General features: G+C 39.4%; 19 protein-coding genes. 8 read left to right on the forward strand and 11 right to left on the reverse strand.

All coding sequences use genetic code 11. The features are described from left to right. The first annotated feature begins 253 nt into the window (after nucleotides 1–253). The 5 genes from DO88_RS12905 (at nucleotide 254) to DO88_RS12885 (ending at nucleotide 6,803) form a co-directional block, all read left to right on the forward strand. Nucleotides 254–1,645 (forward strand): NAD-dependent succinate-semialdehyde dehydrogenase, encoded by a 1,392-nt coding sequence (locus DO88_RS12905; protein ID WP_033038486.1) that lies wholly within the window; start codon nucleotides 254–256, stop codon nucleotides 1,643–1,645. A gap of 73 nt (nucleotides 1,646–1,718) precedes the next feature. Then, the gene (locus tag DO88_RS12900) at nucleotides 1,719–2,501 is read left to right on the forward strand and encodes an acetoin reductase (RefSeq protein ID WP_008135217.1); all 783 of its coding nucleotides are present in this window, start codon (nucleotides 1,719–1,721) and stop codon (nucleotides 2,499–2,501) included. A gap of 225 nt (nucleotides 2,502–2,726) precedes the next feature. Beyond that, nucleotides 2,727–3,746 carry an alcohol dehydrogenase AdhP gene (adhP, locus tag DO88_RS12895; protein ID WP_198022401.1) on the forward strand — a complete coding sequence of 340 codons (1,020 nt, stop codon included), beginning with the start codon at nucleotides 2,727–2,729 and terminating at the stop codon, nucleotides 3,744–3,746. A gap of 113 nt (nucleotides 3,747–3,859) precedes the next feature. Beyond that, nucleotides 3,860–5,398 (forward strand): Re/Si-specific NAD(P)(+) transhydrogenase subunit alpha, encoded by a 1,539-nt coding sequence (locus DO88_RS12890; RefSeq protein WP_033038489.1) that lies wholly within the window; start codon nucleotides 3,860–3,862, stop codon nucleotides 5,396–5,398. Nucleotides 5,399–5,408: 10 nt separating this feature from the next. Then, nucleotides 5,409–6,803 (forward strand): NAD(P)(+) transhydrogenase (Re/Si-specific) subunit beta, encoded by a 1,395-nt coding sequence (locus DO88_RS12885; RefSeq protein WP_033015439.1) that lies wholly within the window; start codon nucleotides 5,409–5,411, stop codon nucleotides 6,801–6,803. Between the two features lie 277 nt (nucleotides 6,804–7,080). On the opposite strand, the gene DO88_RS12880 is transcribed toward DO88_RS12885, so the two are convergent. The 3 genes from DO88_RS12880 to DO88_RS12870 form a co-directional block, all read right to left on the reverse strand. Continuing rightward, nucleotides 7,081–9,486: an ATP-binding protein gene (locus tag DO88_RS12880; protein WP_232224789.1), complete on the reverse strand. Its 2,406-nt coding sequence runs from the start codon at nucleotides 9,484–9,486 to the stop codon at nucleotides 7,081–7,083. Between the two features lie 317 nt (nucleotides 9,487–9,803). Next, the gene (gene ssb, locus DO88_RS12875) at nucleotides 9,804–10,529 is read right to left on the reverse strand and encodes a single-stranded DNA-binding protein (RefSeq protein WP_007378609.1); all 726 of its coding nucleotides are present in this window, start codon (nucleotides 10,527–10,529) and stop codon (nucleotides 9,804–9,806) included. A gap of 20 nt (nucleotides 10,530–10,549) precedes the next feature. Beyond that, the gene (locus DO88_RS12870) at nucleotides 10,550–11,917 is read right to left on the reverse strand and encodes an MFS transporter (protein ID WP_033038493.1); all 1,368 of its coding nucleotides are present in this window, start codon (nucleotides 11,915–11,917) and stop codon (nucleotides 10,550–10,552) included. A 162-nt stretch (nucleotides 11,918–12,079) separates the two neighbouring features. Between DO88_RS12870 and uvrA the strand changes: the two genes are divergently transcribed. Beyond that, nucleotides 12,080–14,905 carry an excinuclease ABC subunit UvrA gene (gene uvrA / locus DO88_RS12865; RefSeq protein ID WP_033038495.1) on the forward strand — a complete coding sequence of 942 codons (2,826 nt, stop codon included), beginning with the start codon at nucleotides 12,080–12,082 and terminating at the stop codon, nucleotides 14,903–14,905. Nucleotides 14,906–14,995: 90 nt separating this feature from the next. Here uvrA and DO88_RS12860 read toward each other — a convergent pair whose 3' ends face one another. The 4 genes from DO88_RS12860 to rpe all read right to left on the reverse strand — a co-directional run bounded on the left by DO88_RS12860 (nucleotide 14,996) and on the right by rpe (nucleotide 17,724). Then, on the reverse strand, nucleotides 14,996–15,238 hold the full coding sequence (locus DO88_RS12860; protein ID WP_033038496.1) for a hypothetical protein: 243 nt from the start codon (nucleotides 15,236–15,238) through the stop codon (nucleotides 14,996–14,998). A 100-nt stretch (nucleotides 15,239–15,338) separates the two neighbouring features. Further along, entirely contained in the window at nucleotides 15,339–16,343 is a 1,005-nt protein-coding gene (gene trpS / locus DO88_RS12855; RefSeq protein ID WP_007378668.1) for a tryptophan--tRNA ligase, read from the reverse strand. Between the two features lie 32 nt (nucleotides 16,344–16,375). Then, nucleotides 16,376–17,041: a phosphoglycolate phosphatase gene (locus DO88_RS12850; RefSeq protein ID WP_007378667.1), complete on the reverse strand. Its 666-nt coding sequence runs from the start codon at nucleotides 17,039–17,041 to the stop codon at nucleotides 16,376–16,378. Next, nucleotides 17,041–17,724, reverse strand: coding sequence for a ribulose-phosphate 3-epimerase (rpe, locus tag DO88_RS12845; RefSeq protein ID WP_007378666.1), 684 nt, complete (start codon nucleotides 17,722–17,724; stop codon nucleotides 17,041–17,043). Before rpe ends, DO88_RS12850 begins: the two co-directional genes overlap by 1 nt. Nucleotides 17,725–17,940: 216 nt before the next feature. Here rpe and DO88_RS12840 point away from each other — a divergent pair, with 216 nt between their 5' ends. After that, the gene (locus DO88_RS12840) at nucleotides 17,941–18,240 is read left to right on the forward strand and encodes a hypothetical protein (RefSeq protein WP_007378665.1); all 300 of its coding nucleotides are present in this window, start codon (nucleotides 17,941–17,943) and stop codon (nucleotides 18,238–18,240) included. A gap of 4 nt (nucleotides 18,241–18,244) precedes the next feature. Next, on the forward strand, nucleotides 18,245–18,430 hold the full coding sequence (locus DO88_RS18690) for a DUF2970 domain-containing protein (RefSeq protein WP_081824543.1): 186 nt from the start codon (nucleotides 18,245–18,247) through the stop codon (nucleotides 18,428–18,430). On the opposite strand, the gene DO88_RS12835 is transcribed toward DO88_RS18690, so the two are convergent. Genes DO88_RS12835 through aroK form a run of 4 tightly spaced genes read right to left on the reverse strand, consistent with a single transcriptional unit; the run spans nucleotide 18,375 to nucleotide 22,212 of the window. Then, nucleotides 18,375–19,244, reverse strand: a complete 870-nt coding sequence (locus DO88_RS12835; protein WP_007378664.1) for a Dam family site-specific DNA-(adenine-N6)-methyltransferase — start codon at nucleotides 19,242–19,244, stop codon at nucleotides 18,375–18,377. The two genes, DO88_RS18690 and DO88_RS12835, sit on opposite strands and share 56 nt — an antisense overlap. A 53-nt stretch (nucleotides 19,245–19,297) precedes the next feature. Continuing rightward, entirely contained in the window at nucleotides 19,298–20,596 is a 1,299-nt protein-coding gene (locus DO88_RS12830) for an AAA family ATPase (protein ID WP_033038498.1), read from the reverse strand. Then, on the reverse strand, nucleotides 20,597–21,667 hold the full coding sequence (aroB, locus tag DO88_RS12825) for a 3-dehydroquinate synthase (protein WP_033028836.1): 1,071 nt from the start codon (nucleotides 21,665–21,667) through the stop codon (nucleotides 20,597–20,599). Between the two features lie 26 nt (nucleotides 21,668–21,693). After that, nucleotides 21,694–22,212, reverse strand: a complete 519-nt coding sequence (gene aroK / locus DO88_RS12820; protein ID WP_006793103.1) for a shikimate kinase AroK — start codon at nucleotides 22,210–22,212, stop codon at nucleotides 21,694–21,696. Nucleotides 22,213–22,287: the final 75 nt, after the last annotated feature.

Consider the following 22,287-nt stretch of genomic DNA (forward strand, 5'->3'; position numbering starts at 1 on the left):
CCGCGATTAAATCGCCCCTAGTTTGAACAAATTTTAATCCGCAAAGATCAACAGACCCTAAACAATAAAATTAGCTCTATTGAGTCAATCACTTAACTTTTCAAGCTGTGGTTTTCCACATGTTTTTACGTAACATCACCAATAGTTTCACTTCAATACTTACTCTAGGATAGTTACATACGCAGTTTCTCGGCGTTATTCATTAAAAATGAAAGTGTTAACAATCTTATTTAGCTTAATTGAGGGTACTATCATGGCTTACGCAACAACAAATCCATATACAGGTGAGGTTGTAAAAACCTTTCCTGATGCTACTGATGCTGAAATCACTCAAGCAATAGAAAATGCCGATTCGGTATTCCAATCTTGGAAGCGAACATCTTTTTCTTCACGCGCAAAAATAATGCAAAAAGCGGCCGACTTATTACGCAAAAATGTTATTAAATACGCTAATTTATTAACCCTAGAAATGGGAAAAATAACATCAGAAGCAAAAGCCGAAGTAGAATTATCAGCCGCTATTTTAGAGTACTACGCTAACAACGCTGAAAAACTTCTTGCACCTACAAATTTACCCGTAGCAGAGCCTGCTGAAGGTGAAGCAGTTGTTGTACACGAACCGCTTGGTGTACTACTTGCTGTTGAACCATGGAATTTCCCGTATTACCAGGTTGCTCGTATCATTGCGCCACAATTATCAGCGGGCAATACGATGCTACTCAAGCACGCTGGGATTGTTCCACAATGTGCAGCAGCATTTGAAGCACTTATGCTCGAAGCAGGCCTACCTAAAGGCGCTTTTAAAAACCTGTATGCCGCACACTCTCAAACAGAAATGATCATTTCTCATCCACGAGTTCGTGGGGTTGCACTTACGGGTTCTGAAAGTGCTGGTGTAATAGTGGCTGCAGCCGCTGGTAAAGCACTTAAAAAGTCTACATTAGAGCTTGGTGGAGCCGATGCGTTTGTTGTACTTGCTGACGCTGAAATGGAAAAAACAGTTAATTGGGCGGTATTTGGTCGCCACTGGAACGGTGGACAAGTATGCGTATCATCCAAGCGTATGATCATCGAAGATAGCGTTTATGATGAATTTGTTGAACTTTACACTGCAGGTGTTGCTAAGTTGCAGGCAGGCGATCCGCTTGTTCCCGCCACTACGTTAGCTCCGCTGTCATCACAAAGCGCTGCTGATGAGTTAAAAACAAAAATCAATGAGGCTATTAAGCTTGGTGCAACAGCCACTGAAGTGGGCCCTAAAGTACCGAGTCAAGGCGCCTTTGTACAACCCACCATTTTAACAAATATTAGCGAAGATAATCCTGCGCGCAACTGGGAATTTTTTGGTCCTGTATCAATGCTATTTCGTGCAAAAGATGAAAAAGACGCAATTAAAATTGCAAATGACTCTCCATTTGGCTTAGGTGGATCAGTATTTACCTCAAATCCTGAACATGGCTTAGAAGTCGCTAAGCAAATATCTACCGGGATGATCTTTGTCAATCATCCAACAATGGTTAAAGCAGACCTACCATTTGGTGGCGTTCGTCGCTCTGGTTTTGGTCGTGAGTTAATTGGCCTAGGGATTAAAGAGTTTGTTAATCATAAACTTATTGATGTTGTTGATATTGACGCGCCTTTTTAAAGGCGCTGTTAAATAGCATACAGAAAAATTATTTATATAAATATCTATAAATTCAAGTCTAGAGGACATTTTTATGAAAAATATAAATGACAAAGTAGCACTTGTGACTGGAGCTGGTCAGGGTATTGGACGCGGTATTGCATTACGGCTTGCAAGCGATGGGGCTGATATTGCAATCGTTGATATTAACGAAGAAAAAATGGCAGTAGTCGCTTCAGAAATTGAAAATCTTGGTCGTAAAGTAACGACGTTTAAAGCTGACGTAAGTAACCGCGATGAAGTATATGCTGCCGTTGAACATACTCAAAATACACTAGGTGGATTTGATGTCATGGTTAACAACGCAGGTATCGCACAGGTTAACCCTATTGCCGATGTAGAACCTGAAGAAGTCTCGCGCATCTTAAAAATAAACATTGAAGGTGTGCTATGGGGAATTCAGGCTGCAGCAGCTAAGTTCAAAGCTCTAGGACATTCAGGAAAGATCATTAATGCTTCATCGATAGCCGGACATGATGGTTTTGCTATGTTAGGTGTTTATTCTGCAACAAAATTTGCAATCCGAGCTTTAACACAAGCATCTGCGAAAGAGTACGCCAGCGATGGTATCACCGTAAACGCCTATTGTCCTGGGATTGTGGGTACTGATATGTGGGTAACAATTGATAAACGCTTTTCAGAAGTTACGGGGGCTGCTGTTGGTGAAACCTACAAGAAGTTCGTGGATGGCATTGCGCTAGGCCGCTCAGAAACACCTGACGATGTTGCAAGCCTAGTTTCGTATCTCGCAAGCCCAGACTCAGACTACATAACTGGCCAGGCAATCATTACTGATGGTGGTATCGTCTACCGATAAGGTCGCGGACAAGGTGTTCGATTAAGGAAAATTGGCTTACGGCAGCAAGTGAATGAAATGCAAGCTACATCACCTTGTAGTCAGTGAGATGGGGAGCTGTTCTCTATATTATTTCGTGCAAAAGATGTAGCCGACTTAACATTTAATGTTGTTGATATTGACGCGCCTTTTTAAAGGCGCTGTTTCTAGCTTTTTAATATTATAGGAAAAATTATGAACCAAAAAATGAAAGCAGCCGTTGTAGAGCAATTTGGTAAACCTTTAGTTCTACGTGATTTAGATATTCCATCACCTAATGCAGGGCAAATATTAGTTAAAACAGAAGCCTGCGGTGTATGCCACACCGATTTACACGCAGCAAATGGTGATTGGCCATTAAAACCAACCCCACCATTTACGCCTGGTCATGAAGGTATTGGGCTAGTTACTAAAGTTGGTGAAGATGTTACTAGTGTAAAAGTGGGTGATAGAGTGGGTGTTCCGTGGCTTTATTCTGCTTGTGGACACTGTGAGTTTTGCTTAAGTGCCTATGAACCCGTTTGCCCTGATGCTGAGTTTGGTGGTTACACTAAAAATGGCGGCTTTGCCGAATATATTATCGCTGACCCTAATTACGTAGCGCATATTCCTGATGGTTTATCAGCAGTACAAGCAGCCCCTATAATTTGTGCTGGCATTACAACGTACAAAGGTATTAAAGAGACCGATGCTAAACCAGGTGAGTGGGTTGCAATTTCAGGCTGTGGAGGGCTTGGTCATTTAGCAATTCAGTATGCTAAAGCTATGGGTCTTAAAGTCTGTGCCGTTGATATTGATGATACAAAACTTGAACATGCCACCTCATTGGGCGCAGATGCGGTTGTTAATGCAAAAAAAGCGAATGCCGCTGATACAGTCAAAGAAATAACGCAAGGTGGTGCGCATGGCGTGCTTATTACAGCGCCTTCACTGCCTGCATTTGAGCAAGGGGTTAACATGACCCGCAAACACGGTACATGTGTTTTAGTTGGCTTACCACCAGGCGAGTTTCCGACGCCGCTATTTGATGTAGTAGCAAATTGTATCACTATAAAAGGATCGTTCGTTGGTAATCGCAAAGATATGGCCGAGGCATTGGCTTTTGCAGCACAAGGCAAAGTTAAAGCTGATATTGAATTACAGCCTTTGAGCGCTATCAATAACATTTTTGAAAGGCTCGAAAATGGCAAGGTCCCTTCTCGCGTAGTTATTGATTTTACACTTTAAATAGCAATAAATACGGTGGACACGTGCCAATAAGCAACAACCACCACCGTATTACTGATTCCACGCCCTAAAACACTAATCTCTACTCTTGGCATTAAAATCTGAGGTATAAAATGAAAATCGGTGTTCCAAAAGAAATTCGCACAGGTGAGCGCCGAGTCGCAACAACCCCTGATGCTGTAAGTAAATTAATAAAACTTGGTTTTAATGTCGCCATTGAAGCGGGTGCAGGTATGGCGGCTAATTACACAGATGATGCGTATATCGCAGCAGGTTGTGAAGTAGTTAACTCAGCACAAGATATATGGGCACAATCTGATATTGTGCTCAAAGTACAAGCACCTGAAGTTGATGAAAATACATTACTAAAAAGTGGACAAACATTAATCTGTTTTTTATGGCCTGCACAAAATCCAGAGATACTAAAAGATTTAACTCAACGCGGCATCACCGCCATTGCAATAGATAGCATTCCTCGTATTTCTCGGGCACAAAAAATGGATGCCCGAAGCTCAATGGCTAATATATCTGGCTATCGTGCAATTGTAGAAGCAGCCCAACATTTTGGTCGCTTTTTTACCGGACAAATTACAGCGGCAGGAAGAGTTGCTCCCGCCAAGGTACTTGTAATTGGCGCAGGTGTTGCTGGTTTAGCCGCTATTGGGGCTGCAAAAAGTATGGGCGCAATTGTTCGCTCATTTGACACGCGCGCTGAAGTAAAAGAGCAAATTGAAAGCATGGACGCTGAGTTTTTAATGCTCGACTTTAAAGATGAAGACGGCTCAGGCGAAGGCGGTTACGCTAAAGTAATGAGCGATGAATTTATCGAAGCCGAAATGGCATTGTTTGCAGCGCAAGCTAAAGACGTTGATATAATTGTTACTACCGCGCTCATACCCGGAAAACCAGCGCCTAAGTTGATCACCAGCGAGATGGTTGCATCAATGAACAGCGGCAGCGTAATAGTCGACCTCGCTGCTGAACAAGGCGGAAACTGTGAATTAACAGTCCCGGGAAAGGTTGCCGTGTGTCATGGTGTGTCGATCATTGGTTACACCGATTTACCAAGTCGCCTTGCTACGCAATCGAGCCAATTATACAGTAATAACTTATACAACCTGTTAGCCGAAATGACCCCAGAAAAAGACGGCGAACTCTTTGTTGATATGACAAACGACGTTGTATTAGGTGCAACCATATGCACAGAAGGAAAAACAACCTGGCCGCCACCAGCGACCACACTATCTGCAACCCCTAAAAAGGTAGCCGCAACACCAATTTCTACCCCCACTATTGTTGAGAAGAAGAAATCGGTATTTGGACCTATTATTGGCGCTGCTATCGGTGCATTAGCACTGCTTGGTCTTGGTGGCGTTGCACCCGGTGATTTTATGTCTCATTTTACCGTTTTTGTTTTAGCCTGCTTTGTAGGTTATATGGTTATTTGGAGTGTATCGCCTGCGCTGCATACGCCTTTAATGAGTGTAACCAATGCCATTTCAAGCATTATTGTTATCGGTGCTTTAATTCAAATAAGCTCAACAGACGACACCATTAAATGGTTTGCCGTTTTTACCGTGTTAATTGCGAGTATTAATATTGTTGGCGGCTTTGCTGTAACACATCGCATGCTCAAAATGTTCCGTAAGTGAGGTTGTCATGATCAGTACTGGTATTGTAACCGTGGCATATATTGCTGCGATGGTTCTTTTTATTTTGGCTTTAAACGGCCTATCCAATCAAGAAACTGCCCGTAAAGGTAATTGGTATGGTATTTCAGGCATGGTTATTGCGCTTTTTGCGACTGTTTTGGGCGTTGTTACCAATAACTATATTGAATTGATGATTGCACTATTAGTGGGTGGCAGTATTGGCCTACTTGTAGCCAAACGCGTGCAAATGACTGAGATTCCAGAGCTGATTGCTATTTTGCACAGCCTTGTTGGGCTCGCGGCTATAATGGTTGGCTATGCTAATTTTGCTGACGCTTCCAGCCACTTTTCGGGTATTGATTTAACTATTCATGATATTGAAACCTATGTAGGAGTTTTAATTGGCGCTATTACATTTTCAGGTTCAATTACCGCTTTTGGTAAATTATCTGGTCGAATAGGCAGTAAGCCTTTAACACTACCAGGACGACACATATTTAATCTTGTTTTATTAGTTGCTGTAGCGTGGCTTGGGCAGCAATTCGTTGTGCAGTCTGCTGTTGGTAATGGCATGTTGCCGCTGGTTATTATGATAGCGCTTGCTTTAGTTTTTGGTGTTCATATGGTTATGGCAATTGGCGGTGCCGATATGCCCGTTGTTATATCTATGCTTAATAGTTACTCAGGCTGGGCCGCTGCCGCGACAGGCTTTATGCTAAATAACGACTTACTTATTGTCATTGGCGCATTAGTAGGTTCAAGCGGAGCTATTTTAAGCTACATAATGTGCAAAGCTATGAATCGAAATTTTTTATCTGTCATTGCCGGCGGCTTTGGTGGTGGCAATGTAAAAGCCTCATCTGGTGAGGTTCAAGATCAAGGTGAAGTGCTTACCATAAGTGCAACCGAAACAGCTGCACTACTTATGAGTGCAAAAGAAGTAATGATTATTCCGGGGTACGGGATGGCCGTTGCAAAAGCACAGCAAATAGTATGCGAACTCACAAATAAATTACGTGAAAAAAATATTAATGTGCGCTTTGCAATACACCCTGTTGCAGGACGCATGCCTGGACAAATGAATGTGTTACTCGCTGAGGCTAAAGTTCCTTACGGTATTGTGTTTGAAATGGATGAAGTAAATGATGATTTTCCACAAGTCGATGTTTCACTTGTGATTGGTGCAAACGATATTGTTAACCCATCTGCACTTGATGAACCAAATAGCCCTATTGCGGGAATGCCTGTACTTGAGTGTTGGCAGGGCAAAACATCCATTGTTTTAAAACGTAGTATGGCAACTGGTTATGCTGGGGTACAAAATCCACTATTTTTTAAAGAAAACACTCAAATGCTCTTTGGAGATGCCAAAGATACGTTAGTTGAAGTTGTTGCTGCACTATAAAAGTAACGTTGCAAAGCCGTGGGGGACTCCATGGCTTTGTTATTTTTGCATTACTTATATTTTTGAGATCAGCTTAATTGCCGTGATTACAAATAGTTAAACTACCTACTAAATTTTTGAATCAAAATTGATTTATTATCCAGCTTTTAGATTAGGGCGTGTTGAGTATTATAGTACTTGTTTTTTTTATAAAACCATTTTTTAAGTCAAATGTGGTGGTATTAGGCTTTTATCACTTATCTGGAGCGCTTTAGCGGCTATATTTTATCTACCTAGACTACGCAGTCTTTAAACACTGAATAATAATGCGATATAACTCTGCGGCTTTTGTTGGCTTAGCCACATGCGCATTCATACCTATTGATAGATAATACATAATATCCTTTTCCATAACATTAGCTGTTAAAGCGATGATTGGAATATTGGCAATCGTTTTATCGCTGTCATTTCGTATCATTTTACTCGCTTCAATACCATCCATAATTGGCATATGGATATCCATTAATATTAAGTCGAATTGTTGAGATTTATGGGCTTGAATACATTCAAACCCATTATCGACTAAATGAATTACCACACCTTTTTTCTCCAACATTGCGGTAATAACTAATTTGTTAATCTCGTTATCTTCGGCTACTAACACCTTTAAACCAATTAAAGATGGGTGATTAGCTGAATTTTTTGAATCTAAAATACTGGTTTGAATTGAATTGAAAGAATCTGCAATAACAATTTTCTTATTAACTTTTACTTTTACTGATGCGGTAAATTCACTGCCTAAATGTTGCGTACTTACGACAGAAATATCGCCTTCCATTAACTTACACAAACGTCTACTTATTGTTAAACCTAATCCTGTGCCGCCAAAGTTTCGGGTCGTAGAGCTATCTTCTTGCGTAAATGCATCAAATAAGTGAGATACGTTTTGAGGTGCGATACCAATGCCTGAATCTTTAACAATAAAGTGTATTAATATTGATTCATCATCGTTCAGTATTTGCTCTGCATGAATGCAAACAGACACCTTCCCGTGTGAAGTAAACTTTATTGCATTAGAGCATAAATTTAATAGCACTTGATTAATGCGAACAACATCTCCGACTAAATCAGGTGGAACATTTGACGCTACATTAACTATAAATTTAATGCCCTTGTCCTGAGCTTGGTTTTCAAACGTTGTTTTTATGTAATCTACAACAGCGTTAACCGAAAAAGGAAATTCTTCGAGGTTAGTATTTCCTGATTCAATTTTAGAAAAGTCTAAGATATCGTTTATCACGATTAACAATTGATCCGAAGAGTATTTAATTTTATCTAGGTACTGCCTTTGTTTTAGTGGCAATTCACTTTCAAGTAAAATATTGGTGAGGCCTATAACTCCATTCATTGGGGTTCTTATCTCATGACTCATATTAGCCAAAAACTCTGATTTAACCAAAGCTAAATGCTCCGCTTCATCTTTTGCTGTTAATAACTCTTTGGTTCGTTGCTCAACACGAAATTCTAGTTTTAATTTTTCGCTATCTAACTCTTTTAACAGCTGTACGCGTTTGCTATTCAAAATTAAAAAAAACATTAAAAAACTACTTAGCGTTAATATAATAATAATTGCGCTATAAATAAGCATTTTGTTTTCTTCAAAATAGGTAGGTTCGTAATAGGAAAGCATCGACCCTTGGGGTAAACGTTGAGGATCTATTTTAAACTTTTTTAATTGTCTCCAATCATAATAGTGCGCACTGAGTTTTTCATCATCAATCGGTTTTAAGCTTTTATTTTCCTTAAAAAATATGATTGATTCTGCGATACGATTACCAATGGTTTCGCCCGATAATAAGTACCCGCCAACAATACCAGAACCTAATAACGCATGCCAATAACTAAAAATAGGAGCTTGGTTATCACTTGTTAGCAATTTTACAAACTGAAAAGGACTTAACTGCTTCCCCTTATACTTTCGAAAAATAGGAGTAAACAATACAATGGCATCAGATGGGGCATTATTTATTTTATTTATTAAGGTCTCGGTTGGCACATCAAACCATTTTTCTATCCTCAAATGAGGAAAATCATTACCAATAACCGGAAGAAGATTTTGATAAAAATTACGCCCCATGTCATTCGTCGTATCTAAAATAACAATGAGCTCTTTTGGGTTTATTAAATTAACTGCATCTTGAGTTGCCTGCTTGTAGTCTAATTTAGCATTTATTGTGACCGTATTGATACTCTCAGGTACTGTAAAATTAGCGCCTGGCTCTAGATATATTTTTGGTACATCTGGGAAAAAACCATAAAATTCAGTCAATAACGCTGCAGCTGATACCGATTGAGTAACAATGATATCAATTTTTCTGTTCTGATACTTTTGCTGTAAATACAGTTTCATCACTTTTTTTTGCTGTACTTCATCAAAGCGACCAACATCCATATTTTCAACAAAGAGATCAAAGTCAAAAGCTTGTCTAGTTAATTCTGCACGTAATCCAACCTCAACACTTTTCTGCCATGGCATATCTTGATTTATAGAATTAATTAATAGAACTTGCGTAGTCTCGGATGATACTTGAGCATGCAAATTAGCACTAAAAAGCTGAAAAAATAGAAATACTGTTACGATATGAGTCTTCATATTTCCCATAGCTTCATTTAAAAAAGTCTGTAGAGGATAGATTGCAATCATTTATATATCAACTAATACAAATTACATAAAATAAAATGAGCAACTGATACGATTGGCAAATACTTCTACAACAGAGAAGAAACAAAGTAGATAAGTTATTTAGCTCGCAAGAATGAGTCATATTTTAATAATATTGATATAAACATTAGCTTCAGTTACGTGGCTAATTGTTTAGATAATAGTGACATAGTGTTTTATAGATACACCATGTCATTTTTACATCTTTTTAAAAACAAAAAACCCAGTTTTTACACTGGGCTTGGTTTAACACTTTAATTAAAAGCGATTTATATTTACACTTTTAAATTATACGTAAGCTAGAACGGAATATCGTCATCAAAATCAATGGTTGGTTCCATTGGGTTTGATGCGCCACCTTGCGGAGCACTTTGTGGTTTAGGAGCGAAACCACCTTGTTGCTGCGGTGCACTATTTTGTTGTGGTGCAAAGCCGCCTTGCGGTTGTTGGTATTGGTTATTTTGTTGTGGTGCTGGCGCTGACTGAGGTTGCGCTGCAGGTGCTGCTTGCTGTTGTGGAGCATAACCACCTTGTTGCTGGTTATTTTGGCCTTGATTATTTTGACCGTAACCACCACTTTGTTGAGCACTTTGCGCTTGATTACCTTGGTAACCACCACCTTGTTGCCCACCTTGCGGCTGATTACCTTGGTAACCACCACTTTGTTGATCGCCACCACGTGCGCCCAACATTTGCATTTGACCAGTAAAGCCATCTACAACTATTTCTGTAGTGTATTTTTCTTGGCCTTGTTGATCGGTCCACTTACGTGTTTGAAGCTTACCTTCAACATAAATTTGTGAACCTTTACGACAATATTCACCAACAATTTCAGCTAACTTGCCAAAAAATACAACACGGTGCCACTCAGTTTTATCAACCATTTGGCCAGTGTTTTTATCTTTATAGCTATCTGAAGTTGCTAAGGTAATATTTGCTACACCGTTGCCGTTAGGCATATAACGAACTTCAGGATCTTGCCCTAAATTACCAACCAAAATTACTTTGTTCACACCGCGTGCCATGGAACCATCTCCTATAAATGTTAGATTAAACCAGCTACTTTACGCGCTTGGTCTAGGTCAAATTCTTTATCATTAATCTTTAAATAGCTGCGACTTTCATCGCAAACCACAGTTGCTTCTATTACGCCTGGTAAAGCAACTAACTGAGAAGCAAGTGTTTGAGCATGCTCTTCAGAATCTAATTTGGTCATTAAACTAATAACTTTACTTTTGGGTGGGACTTGCATTTTCCACGCAATAATAAGCCATATTAACCCAACAAGTGCCGCTGCCGCAAACACAGCTTGCGTCGTTGTAGTTTGTGCTACATAGCCACCTAACATACCGCCCAAAAAGGCGCCTAAAAACTGACTAGATGAGTAGCCACCCATTGCTGAACCTTTTTGGCTTGCAGGTGCTATTCGCGATACAAACGCAGGCATAGTGGCTTCTAAAAAGTTGAACGCCACAAAATAAAGCAGCATACACACAGCAATGCCTACTACACTATTAACCCATACCGACATTGCTAACATACTAATAGTTAACAAGGCTACTGAGCCAATGAACGCTTGTTTTTCTTTCTCTTTTTTAATGGCCACAATCATTATTGGTACCATTAATAAAAAGGCTAAAAACAACACTGGGATATATAAATACCAATGCTGGTCGGCAACCAAACCATCTTTAATTAATTGACTCGGCAGTACCACAAAAATTGTGGTTAGCGTTAAATGCAATAACAATACACCTGCATTTAATCGTGCTAACTGAGGGTGTTTAATTAATTTTTTAATGTCGCTAAAGCTTGCTAATGTATCGCCTTTGGGTGCTTTATTTACCGCCTTTGGCACTAGCATGGTCACTATAAATATACCAAAGACAGCTAAAATAGCAGTCAACCAAAATACACCCGCAATACCCCACGAAGCTGCAACAATTGGTCCAAGTAACATAGCAAAGGCAAAGCTCATTCCTATGCTCATACCAATAACGGCCATTACCTTTGGTCGTTGCTCATCGCGGCTTAAATCTGAAGCAAACGCGAGTAGCGCACTGGCTATTGCGCCCATACCTTGTAGAGCGCGGCCTACGGTAACCATTTGTATAGAGTCAGCTAATGCAGCAACTACAGAGCCAATGGCAAATACAACTAAGCCACCAACAATAACCTTTTTACGGCCAATCTTATCGGATAATCGACCCATAGGTATTTGTAATACAGCTTGCGTTAAACCATACGCACCAATGGCAAAACCAATCCAAATAGGCGAAAAACCTTCAAGCGATTGTCCATAAATAGCCAATACAGGCATCAGCATAAACAAGCCGAGCATTCTAAATGCAAACACACTCGCCAGTGATACAGCGGCGCGTTTTTCTCGTGAATTAAGTGAAGATGCGGTCATTATCTGCGTGATCTTACTCTATGAAAAATTGAGGTTGGGATTCTACCATAAGCTTGGCAATAATTAATCGCCTATAAGTAAGGATTTTTCATTGATCAAGGATTAATATTGCTTCGTATTATGCGATACTGAGTAAATAATTTTGGTAATAAACGAGATAGCATGGAAAACATTGAAGTCCGAGGCGCCCGCACGCACAATTTAAAAGACATCAGCCTAACCATCCCACGTGATAAATTAATAGTTATTACTGGCCTATCTGGTTCGGGGAAGTCATCACTTGCATTTGATACACTTTATGCAGAAGGGCAGCGCCGGTATGTTGAATCACTCTCTGCGTATGCAAGACAATTTTTATCGCTTATGGAAAAGCCTGATGTAGATCACATTGAAGGCCTCTCTCCTGCCATTTCTATTGAGCAAAAGTCAACGTCTCATAACCCGCGTTCAACCGTAGGTACTATTACCGAAATTTACGATTACTTACGACTCATGTTTGCCCGCGTTGGCGAACCACGATGTCCTACACATGATTTACCACTTGCTGCGCAAACAGTGAGCCAAATGGTAGATACTGTTTTGGCTCTACCTGAGGGCAGTAAATTAATGCTGCTTGCGCCAATAGTAAAAGAGCGTAAAGGTGAGCATGTTAAGTTATTAGAACAGCTATCTAGCCAAGGTTATATTCGCGCCCGTATAGACGGTGAAGTATGTGACTTGTCTGATCCTCCAACGCTTGAGCTTCATAAAAAACATACAATAGAAGTTGTTGTAGACAGATTTAAAGTAAAAGATGGCTTACAACAACGCTTAGCAGAATCGTTCGAAACTGCACTTGAAATGTCTAATGGCGTTGCACATGTAGCATATATGGATGATAGCAGCGCTGAAGAGATTCTATTTTCAGCAAATTTTGCCTGCCCTACTTGTGGCTATGCAATGACTGAACTTGAGCCGCGTTTGTTTTCGTTTAATAACCCAGCTGGTGCGTGTCAAACCTGTGATGGTTTAGGTATACGTCAATATTTTGATCCTAATCGCGTAGTGCATAACCCGGAATTAAGCCTTGCTGGCGGTGCAATTAAAGGATGGGATAAACGCAGCTTTTATTACTATCAAATGCTGCAAGCGGTTGCGGATCATTACAATTTTGATTTAGACGTGCCTTATCAAGATTTAGACAGCGACTCGAAAAAAATTATTTTAGATGGCTCTGGTAGCACTAAAATTGCGTTTAATTACCGTAACGACCGTGGCGATTTAATTACGCGTAACCATGAGTTTGAAGGCGTTTTAAATAACATGAATCGCCGCTACCGCGAGACCGAGTCAAACTCTGTACGCGAAGAACTTGCTAAATACCAAACAAGCCAAGCGTGTCCTAGCTGTCATGGCTCGCGCTTACGCGAAGAGTCTCGAAATGTATTTATTGGACAAACCAACTTACCTGCAATCACATGCATGAGTATTGGTGAAGCCATGGAATTTTTTGAAGGTTTAGAGTTAACTGGACAAAAAGGCCAAATAGCTGAAAAAATATTAAAAGAAATTCGAGACCGCTTATCGTTTTTAATTAACGTTGGCCTAAATTATTTATCACTTGAACGTAGCGCCGATACATTATCAGGTGGTGAGGCTCAACGTATCCGCTTAGCCAGTCAAATTGGTGCTGGCCTTGTAGGTGTAATGTATGTACTAGATGAGCCATCTATTGGGCTGCATCAACGCGATAACGACCGCTTACTACAAACACTAATTCATTTACGCGACTTAGGTAACACCGTTATTGTGGTAGAGCACGATGAAGATGCTATTCGTGCGGCAGATCATATTATTGATATTGGTCCAGGTGCGGGTGTTCATGGTGGGCATATTATTGCTCAAGGTACGCGCGACGATATTTTAGCAAGCAAAGAGTCTGTTACGGGCCAATTTTTATCTGGCGTACGTAAAATAGAAATACCAAAAGAACGTCACCCAACGAACGATAAATGGCTAGAGCTATTTGGCGCAACGGGTAATAACCTTAAAAATGTGGATTTAAAAATCCCATTTGGTTTAATGACCTGCGTGACAGGTGTATCGGGCTCGGGGAAATCAACGCTAATAAACGACACTTTATTTAAACTTGCTCATACAGAGCTAAATGGCGCAACCACTGCCGAAGCGGCACCGTATAAATCAATTAGGGGTTTAGATCATTTTGATAAAGTAATCGATATTGATCAAAGCCCGATTGGTCGTACTCCGCGTTCAAACCCGGCAACCTACACAGGTATATTTACCGGTATTCGTGAGTTATTTGCAGGCACACAAGAAGCGCGTTCACGTGGCTACAAAGTAGGTCGCTTTAGCTTTAACGTTAAAGGCGGACGCTGTGAAGCGTGCCAAGGTGACGGCTTAATTAAAGTTGAAATGCACTTTTTACCTGATGTGTATGTACCGTGTGATGTGTGTAAGAGCAAACGCTATAACCGTGAAACGCTCGAAGTACAATACAAAGGTAAAAACATACACCAAGTACTTGAGATGACTGTTGAAGACGCTCATGATTACTTTGATAAAATACCGGCTATTGCCCGTAAGCTTAAAACCCTAATGGACGTTGGTTTATCGTATGTCCGCTTAGGTCAAGCCGCTACCACTCTTTCAGGTGGTGAGGCGCAACGTGTAAAACTAGCACGCGAGCTATCAAAGCGTGATACAGGTAAAACACTCTACATATTAGATGAGCCAACAACAGGCTTACACTTTGCTGATATTGAGCAGCTGCTTGTTGTACTTCATCGTCTGCGCGACCACGGAAATACAATTGTTGTTATTGAGCACAACCTCGATGTTATTAAAACAGCAGATTGGGTGATAGATTTAGGACCTGAAGGCGGAGCTGGCGGCGGTGAAATACTCATTGCAGGCACGCCTGAAGAAGTAGCCGAATGTGAGCGTTCACATACTGGGCATTACTTAAAACCTCTATTAAATAAATAGAGGTTCGGTTGTTACAAACCAATCGGCATTAAGGTTATTTAACTGTCGAGGTTACACTTAATTAAAAATGGCGAGAAGACTCACTTCCCGCTATTTTTTTTGCTCTAACTTTTCTTTTATCAACATAACAATCGAAAATGTTATTAAAGAAAAACAACATACTGCAATAAATAAATTAGCGACAAAAATGAGTAATACACTCGCCTTAAAACCAAGATAAGCAAATACGCTGCACAATAAGCCAATAACTAATTCAGTGAGTAGCATTTCCCACTCCATTGCATAGCTAGTCTTAATCGTTTTTGCAGCATAGTGCTTAACTTTAAAGCTCATGTAAATTCCTTTCAATACTGTAATGTTGCATAAAATGAATGTACTACAACATAAAATACCGCTAAGTAGCGGTATTTTATGGGGGTTCAATATTTATAATTTAACCACGAGGTATAAAACCAAGTGCATCGTAAACTGATTTAAGTGTTTTCTCAGCACGTACACTTGCTTTTTCAGCACCTGATTTCATTATGCTATCAAGTAGGTTTTGATCATCTCTGATCTCTTTAAAGCGTGCTTGAATTGGCTCAATCATGTTGACAATTGCATCGGCAGTGTCTTTTTTCAGGTGGCCATACATTTTATCTTCATACTCAGGCACTAGGTCTTCAATTGAACGTTTAGTTGCAACACTCAATAAAGTAAGCAAGTTTGATACGCCAGGCTTTTCTGTGCGATCAAAATAAATACGTGCTTGTTCATCTGAATCAGTTACTGCTTTTTTAAGCTTTTTCACAATTTGTTTAGGCTCATCTAATAACATGATGTAACCATTTGGGTTTTCGTCAGACTTAGACATCTTTTTAAGTGGATCTTGCAAGCTCATTACGCGTGCACCAAACTGTGGAATGTACGGTTCTGGTAATTTAAATACGTCGCCATATAAATTATTAAAGCGTGTGGCTATATCGCGAGTCAGCTCTAAATGCTGCTTTTGGTCATCCCCTACTGGTACTTGATCAGCTTGGTATAATAAAATATCCGCAGCCTGTAATACCGGATATGAAAATAAGCCCACGTTTACGTTATTTGCATGCTTAGATGACTTGTCTTTAAACTGAGTCATTCGATTAAGCTCACCCATTTGCGCGTAACAATTTAATACCCATGCTAACTGTGCGTGCTCAGGTACTTGTGATTGTACAAATAACGCAGATTTTTCAGGATCAATGCCACATGCCGCGTAAAGAGCAATACCATCTAACACGCGAGAGCGCAGTAATTCAGGCTCTTGGCGAACAGTAATAGCGTGTAAGTCTACTAACATAAAGAAACTTTCGTGGTCTTCCTGTAACTTTAGCCACTGGTTAATAGCGCCAACATAGTTGCCTATTGTCATACCACCGGTTGGCTGAATGCCGCTTAAAACTACTGGTTTACTCATGATTTTCCTTTATTTTGCTTAATGAATAATATTTAACGCTGCGTTAGAACAGGTATTATATCTAAGAAGTTATCGCATAGGTACTGTGGATTGTAATCCTTAAGATTTTCACCTTGGTTATAGCCATAACTAAGTGCAATTACGTCTATATTAGCGGCTTTAGCTGCAAGTATATCGCTTTTAGAATCACCTATCATTATTGCTTTATTAGGCTCCGCATTTAGTTTTTTGCAGGCAAATAGCAATGGTTCTGGCGACGGTTTTTTTGCCATGTCGTCACCGCATACAATCACATCAAAATGACTCGTTAGTGCCAGTTTATCGAGTAGTTTCTCTGTAAAAATTCGAGACTTATTAGTGATTAGTGCTTTTGGCATACCACGAAGTGCTGCAAGCCCAGTTTCCACGTGTTGGTACAGCACACTATACTCACCAACTTGTTGTTCATAGTGCTTATAAAACCGTGATATTGCTTTATCACTAAGTGACTCGTCTAAATGTTCACTCACTTGCATATCGCCACTCAAAGCGCGTTTAACAAGGACTTCGACACCATTACCAACCCAGCTTTCAACTAAGCGTTGGCTAACGATAGGAAAAGCGAGGTCACTCAAGGTTAGGTTAATAGCAATATACAAGTCGTAAACGCTATCAACCAAAGTACCATCTAAATCAAATAAGGCGACGTCGTACTTCATTATTTTACACTTCCAAGCTGCTCACGCATTTGATCAATCACCACTTTGTAATCAGGTTGGTTGAAAATAGCGGAGCCTGCCACAAACATATCTGCACCCGCTCGAGCCGCTGCTGCAATATTATCGACTTTAATACCGCCATCTACCTCTAAGCGAATATCACGACCCGATGCAACTATACGTTGCTTAGCTTGTCGTAGCTTTTCAAGCGTATGAGGGATAAAACTTTGTCCGCCAAACCCAGGGTTTACCGACATAAGTAAAATGGTATCTAGCTTATCAATAACATGATCTAAGTAACTTAGACTCGTTGCAGGGTTAAACACTAAGCCTGCTTTACAGCCATGATCTTTAATTAACTGTATTGTACGATCAACGTGTTCACTGGCTTCTGGATGAAAAGTAATAATTGATGCGCCAGCCTCTGCAAACAGTGGAATAAGACTATCTACAGGTTTTACCATTAAATGTACGTCGATAGGTGCTGTTATACCGTAATCTCTGAGTGCTTTACACACCATTGGGCCAATTGTGAGATTAGGTACATAGTGATTATCCATCACATCAAAATGAACCACGTCAGCACCCGCATCGAGTACTTTATCAACATCTTCGCCTAGTTTTGCAAAATCAGCGGACAATATAGAAGGGGCAATTAAATATTTTTGCTCTGGGTTAAACATGATTAACTCCATCAATAAATAGTATATTTCGTTAATGTAACTTAATTAATGAAGTTACCCAAGAACGGATAAAAGATAATGATGGATCCCTAAAATTAAAAAGAATAGTTAAGTTATTATTTTTAATAATTATTCACTATTATCTTAAATATTTAAGTTTGTTATTTAACCAACCTTTGGTATGATTAAAAAAGTAACAAATAATTAGGCCTACATATGCGAGCTTTTAAAACAGGGATATTAATTGCATCGGCATTATTGTTTATTGGGGCGTTTAGTTTCTCTCCAAATTCTGAGCCAGAAATTAGCTCAGTAAATAATTGCCATTATCAAAATCTATCTGTGGTTTCTAAAAATACTGCAGAAGTGTGTATTAAGATAGAAGAGGATTCATCTTGGGTTTCGTGGATTACTGGTGATAGTAGAAGTGCGCAGTTTCATTATTTAGATTTATTAGAACTACTTACCAGCTCAGATGATTCGAAAAAAGCGCCATCTTTAAATCCTCTATTTTAATATAATGCTGCAATTTTTTAGCGCGTTACAAAGTGTGCTAGCAGCATTTTTTGGCGTTCAATCAGAAAGCAAACGCAATTCAGACTTCAAAAAACACTCTCCATATTCAATAATTATAATTGCGATTGTGCTTTTTATAGTTTTTGTATTTTCGATTTACGCGATTGTTGCTTTAGTGGTAAATACATAGCCATTAACTCATCTACTTTATTACGAGAACCGCCTTTAGGGCTAATAGTCCGCTTTACTTGAATTTGATCCAATGATGCCTGGCTATAAATCTTTCGGGTCCATACTGTATCGTGGTTAGATATAAGTACTGGTGTATTATTTTCAAATGCTGCCCGCTCTGCCAAATTAGCTAAGTTAGCCTGATCATCTAAATTAAAGCCACCCTTTGCATAAGAGGTGAATGATGCAGTTTTACTTAAGGGTACATATGGCGGGTCGCAATAGATAACTGCATTCTCGGGTACCAATTTAAATACATCATCGTAATCTAAACAGGTGAAAGTTGCTTGCTGAGCTTTCGCGGCAAAAAAATACATTTCTTTTTCAGGAAAATAAGGCTTTTTATATTTACCGAAAGGCACATTAAAAATACCTTTTAAGTTGTATCTACACAACCCGTTATAACCATAACGGTTCATGTACAAAAATAACATTGATCGCTCATATACATCGCGGCTTTGATTAAACTGTACACGATACTCATAGTAAGCGTCAGGATGGTTATTCAAATCAACAAATAGCTTTTTTGCATCACTAATAAACTCATCTGGTGAATTTCTTAGTTCTTTGTATAAGTTTATTAAATCTGCATTTATATCATTAAGAATATAATGTTTAAAATTACTATTTAAAAACACCGATCCAGCACCAACAAAAGGTTCAACCAAAGTGTCTGCATGCTTGCTTGCTTGGTTTAGTCGCGCGTTAATATCATCAACGAGGCTGTATTTTCCGCCAGCCCATTTAAGGAAGGCTCTACTCTTTTGCTGCATTGGCTCTTTACTTCAATCTGGTGTTACGCGATTTTACACTAAAGCGATTTGATTTACTGATCAACTAGTGCTATTTCTTGTTTTATTTTGCTAATTTTTTTATAAAAAGGTTTATTTTTTAAAATGTCAGAAGGCAATGTTTTCATTGCCAATTTTGCATCCTCTAAACTCGCAAAATTACCAAACGTAACTACCCACCAAATTTTGTTGTTTCTTTTAGTTTGATAAGTATAGGCCTCACCTTCCAGTTCATATTTAGTCATAAACTCAATACTAATTTGCTGCTGTGTTACGGCTAATAACTGAATTACAATGTGGTGAGTAGGCTGTTGTAAGTACCAATTCTTTTCAACATCTGATTGTTCATTCTTCACTTGCGGTTTAGGTGGCTCTTCAGCTATTTTTATATTTGTAGCTAACCGTTCCGTTTCTACGCTCGCTTTTTTTAAGCTTTGCATAATTGCGGGCACATCATTCTGGTGCTCTTTAAGCTTCGTCTCGTTTATTACATCTGGAAGTATTTGGGGGATAGGCGCTTCATTAGGAGACATGAGTCGATTACTTACTTCACTCACTGGAATGGCTAACGTTAGCAACTCAGGTTGCTCCTGCTGATGATATTGCTGCCACCATTGCGTCATATTTGATTTATACAATAAACCTATAATTAAGAACATTATTATCAACAGTAAAGTTAATAAGTGTAATCGCCACGATACTTTATCTTTGACTGTAAAATCTGCCACATGTTCAGTGGGTTGCCATGCCAACAATAAGCTAGGATTCCCTCGAGCTTCAGACAAAAAAGTCTGGAAAACAGGATCCTCGTCATAAGGAAGAGCAGTGAAGTACCAACTCATAAGCTGCTTACTTTCTCGTAGGCTTAAAGGCTCTAAATAAATTTCAACAACATCATTAAAAAACAGTTTTGATTGTGAAGCGACCATAATATACAAGGTACTTGGACTCATTTTAGCCAATGACTCAAGCTCAATGAGTATTTCTTCTGAGAGATGTCTACCACCGTCAAGCACCCACAAACAAGGCCCACATGTTTGCTGTTGAAGCAATTGATAATAGTTTTCAGATAAGCTTAAATTATGATCCACCAAAGGAGCATTAAAGCTTTGTTCTAATAACTGACTCATAAGCTGAGTATCAGTCATTTTTCCTGTTACTTGTACAAAAGCTTTATTGAAGTCATTATATTTATCGGTAATGAAGGTTTCGAGCATATAACTTTTACCTAGCCCTGATGTGCCAAGTAAAACGATAAGGTTTTGCCCGTATTCAAATTGCAATGCGATTCTATCCACCAAAGCCGCACGGCTTGGTAAAATTTGTGACTGCATTTATTGCTCGATTAAGGCTCGAACTTGGTCGTCAGATACATCATCAACTAATGCGCATTGACCAAATTGGGTTGGTAAAATAAACCGAATTGTACCTTTTTTATTCTTTTTGTCTTTACGCATATGCGTTAAAAACTGCTCGCTTGTCATTTCTGTAGGTATTTTAGTTGGTAAGTTATATTGCGTAATAACATCAATAATACGTGCCACTTCATCAGCACTCAAGTCTTTGCGTGTATGAGCAAGTTGTGCGGCAAGCACCATTCCTGTTGCAACAGCTTCACCATGTAGCCAAATACCGTAACCCATTTGCGCTTCAATCGCATGGGCAAATGTATGACCCAGATTCAAAAGTGCCCTAAGGCCTTGCTCTTTTTCATCTTGAGCAACAATTAAAGCTTTAATTTCACAACATCTAAAAATAATATGCTGTAAACACGCTTCATTTAATTGCTGTAAGTCTTTTACGTTTTTTTCTAAATAACTAAATAATTCAGTATCATAAATCAATCCATATTTTATAACCTCAGCCATACCGGCAGCAAATTCTCTTGCTGGTAGCGTATGCAAAGATTTGGTATCAATAAAAACCGCTTGTGGCTGATAAAATGCCCCAATCATATTTTTACCTAAAGGATGATTTACAGCTGTTTTACCACCAACTGATGAGTCTACTTGCGATAACAATGTGGTTGGTATTTGAATAAATGGCACACCGCGTTGGTAACATGCAGCTACAAACCCAGTTAAGTCACCTATAACACCACCACCTAATGCAATTAAGCACGTATCACGACCGCAGTTATTTTGGAGTAAAAAAGCAGATATTTTTTCAAACCATTCTAGTGATTTGTATTGCTCACCGTCAGGTATGACAAAAGAGAGTGGTTTTAGCTCAGCTAACGAATCAAGTAGCCCTTGTAGATATAAAGGTGCAACTGTGTCATTAGTAATGATGATAGGCCGACAATCACCAATGTAGTGAATTAGGCGGCCATTATCTTGAAGTGCAGATTGACCAATATATATAGGATAACTTCGCTCGTCCAAATTAACAGTTAATTCAAGCATGCTCAGTCTTCCTTTATTATTGGTTTTTAAAAATCTAATTTCTCGATGATTTGGTTAGCAACAACTTTAGCGCTTTGCTCATCAGTGCGTACAACAAAATCAGCCACTTCTTTATATAACGGTTCGCGTTCTTCTGCTAAGCGCTCTAGTACATCACGAGGTGCTTCTTCAGTTTGCAGCAATGGGCGACGCTTGTCGCGTTGTGTGCGTGCAACTTGCTTTTCTATAGGTGTCTCTAGGTATACTACTATACCGCGAGCAGAAAGCTTGTTTCGAACTTCTTTACTCATTACTGAACCACCACCAGTTGCAAGTACAATACCTTGCATCTCAGTTAAGTCGCCAATAACAGATTCTTCACGAAGTCTAAAGCCTTCTTCACCTTCAAGATCAAACACCCAGGCAATATCTGCACCGGTACGGCGTTCGATTTCTTGATCAGAATCAACAAATTCAAGGTGTAATTGATCGGCAATGTGACGACCAATTGTGCTTTTTCCAGCCCCCATGGGGCCAATTAGAAATATATTACGTTTCTCAGCCATATCTTTTAGTACAAACGAACTCTAAAATTTGAAATAAAACCCCGCCTAACGACCTGGCCCCAAAATTAAGGAGGG

Source organism: Pseudoalteromonas sp. S3431, from assembly GCF_000690035.1.
Lineage (GTDB): Bacteria > Pseudomonadota > Gammaproteobacteria > Enterobacterales > Alteromonadaceae > Pseudoalteromonas > Pseudoalteromonas fuliginea.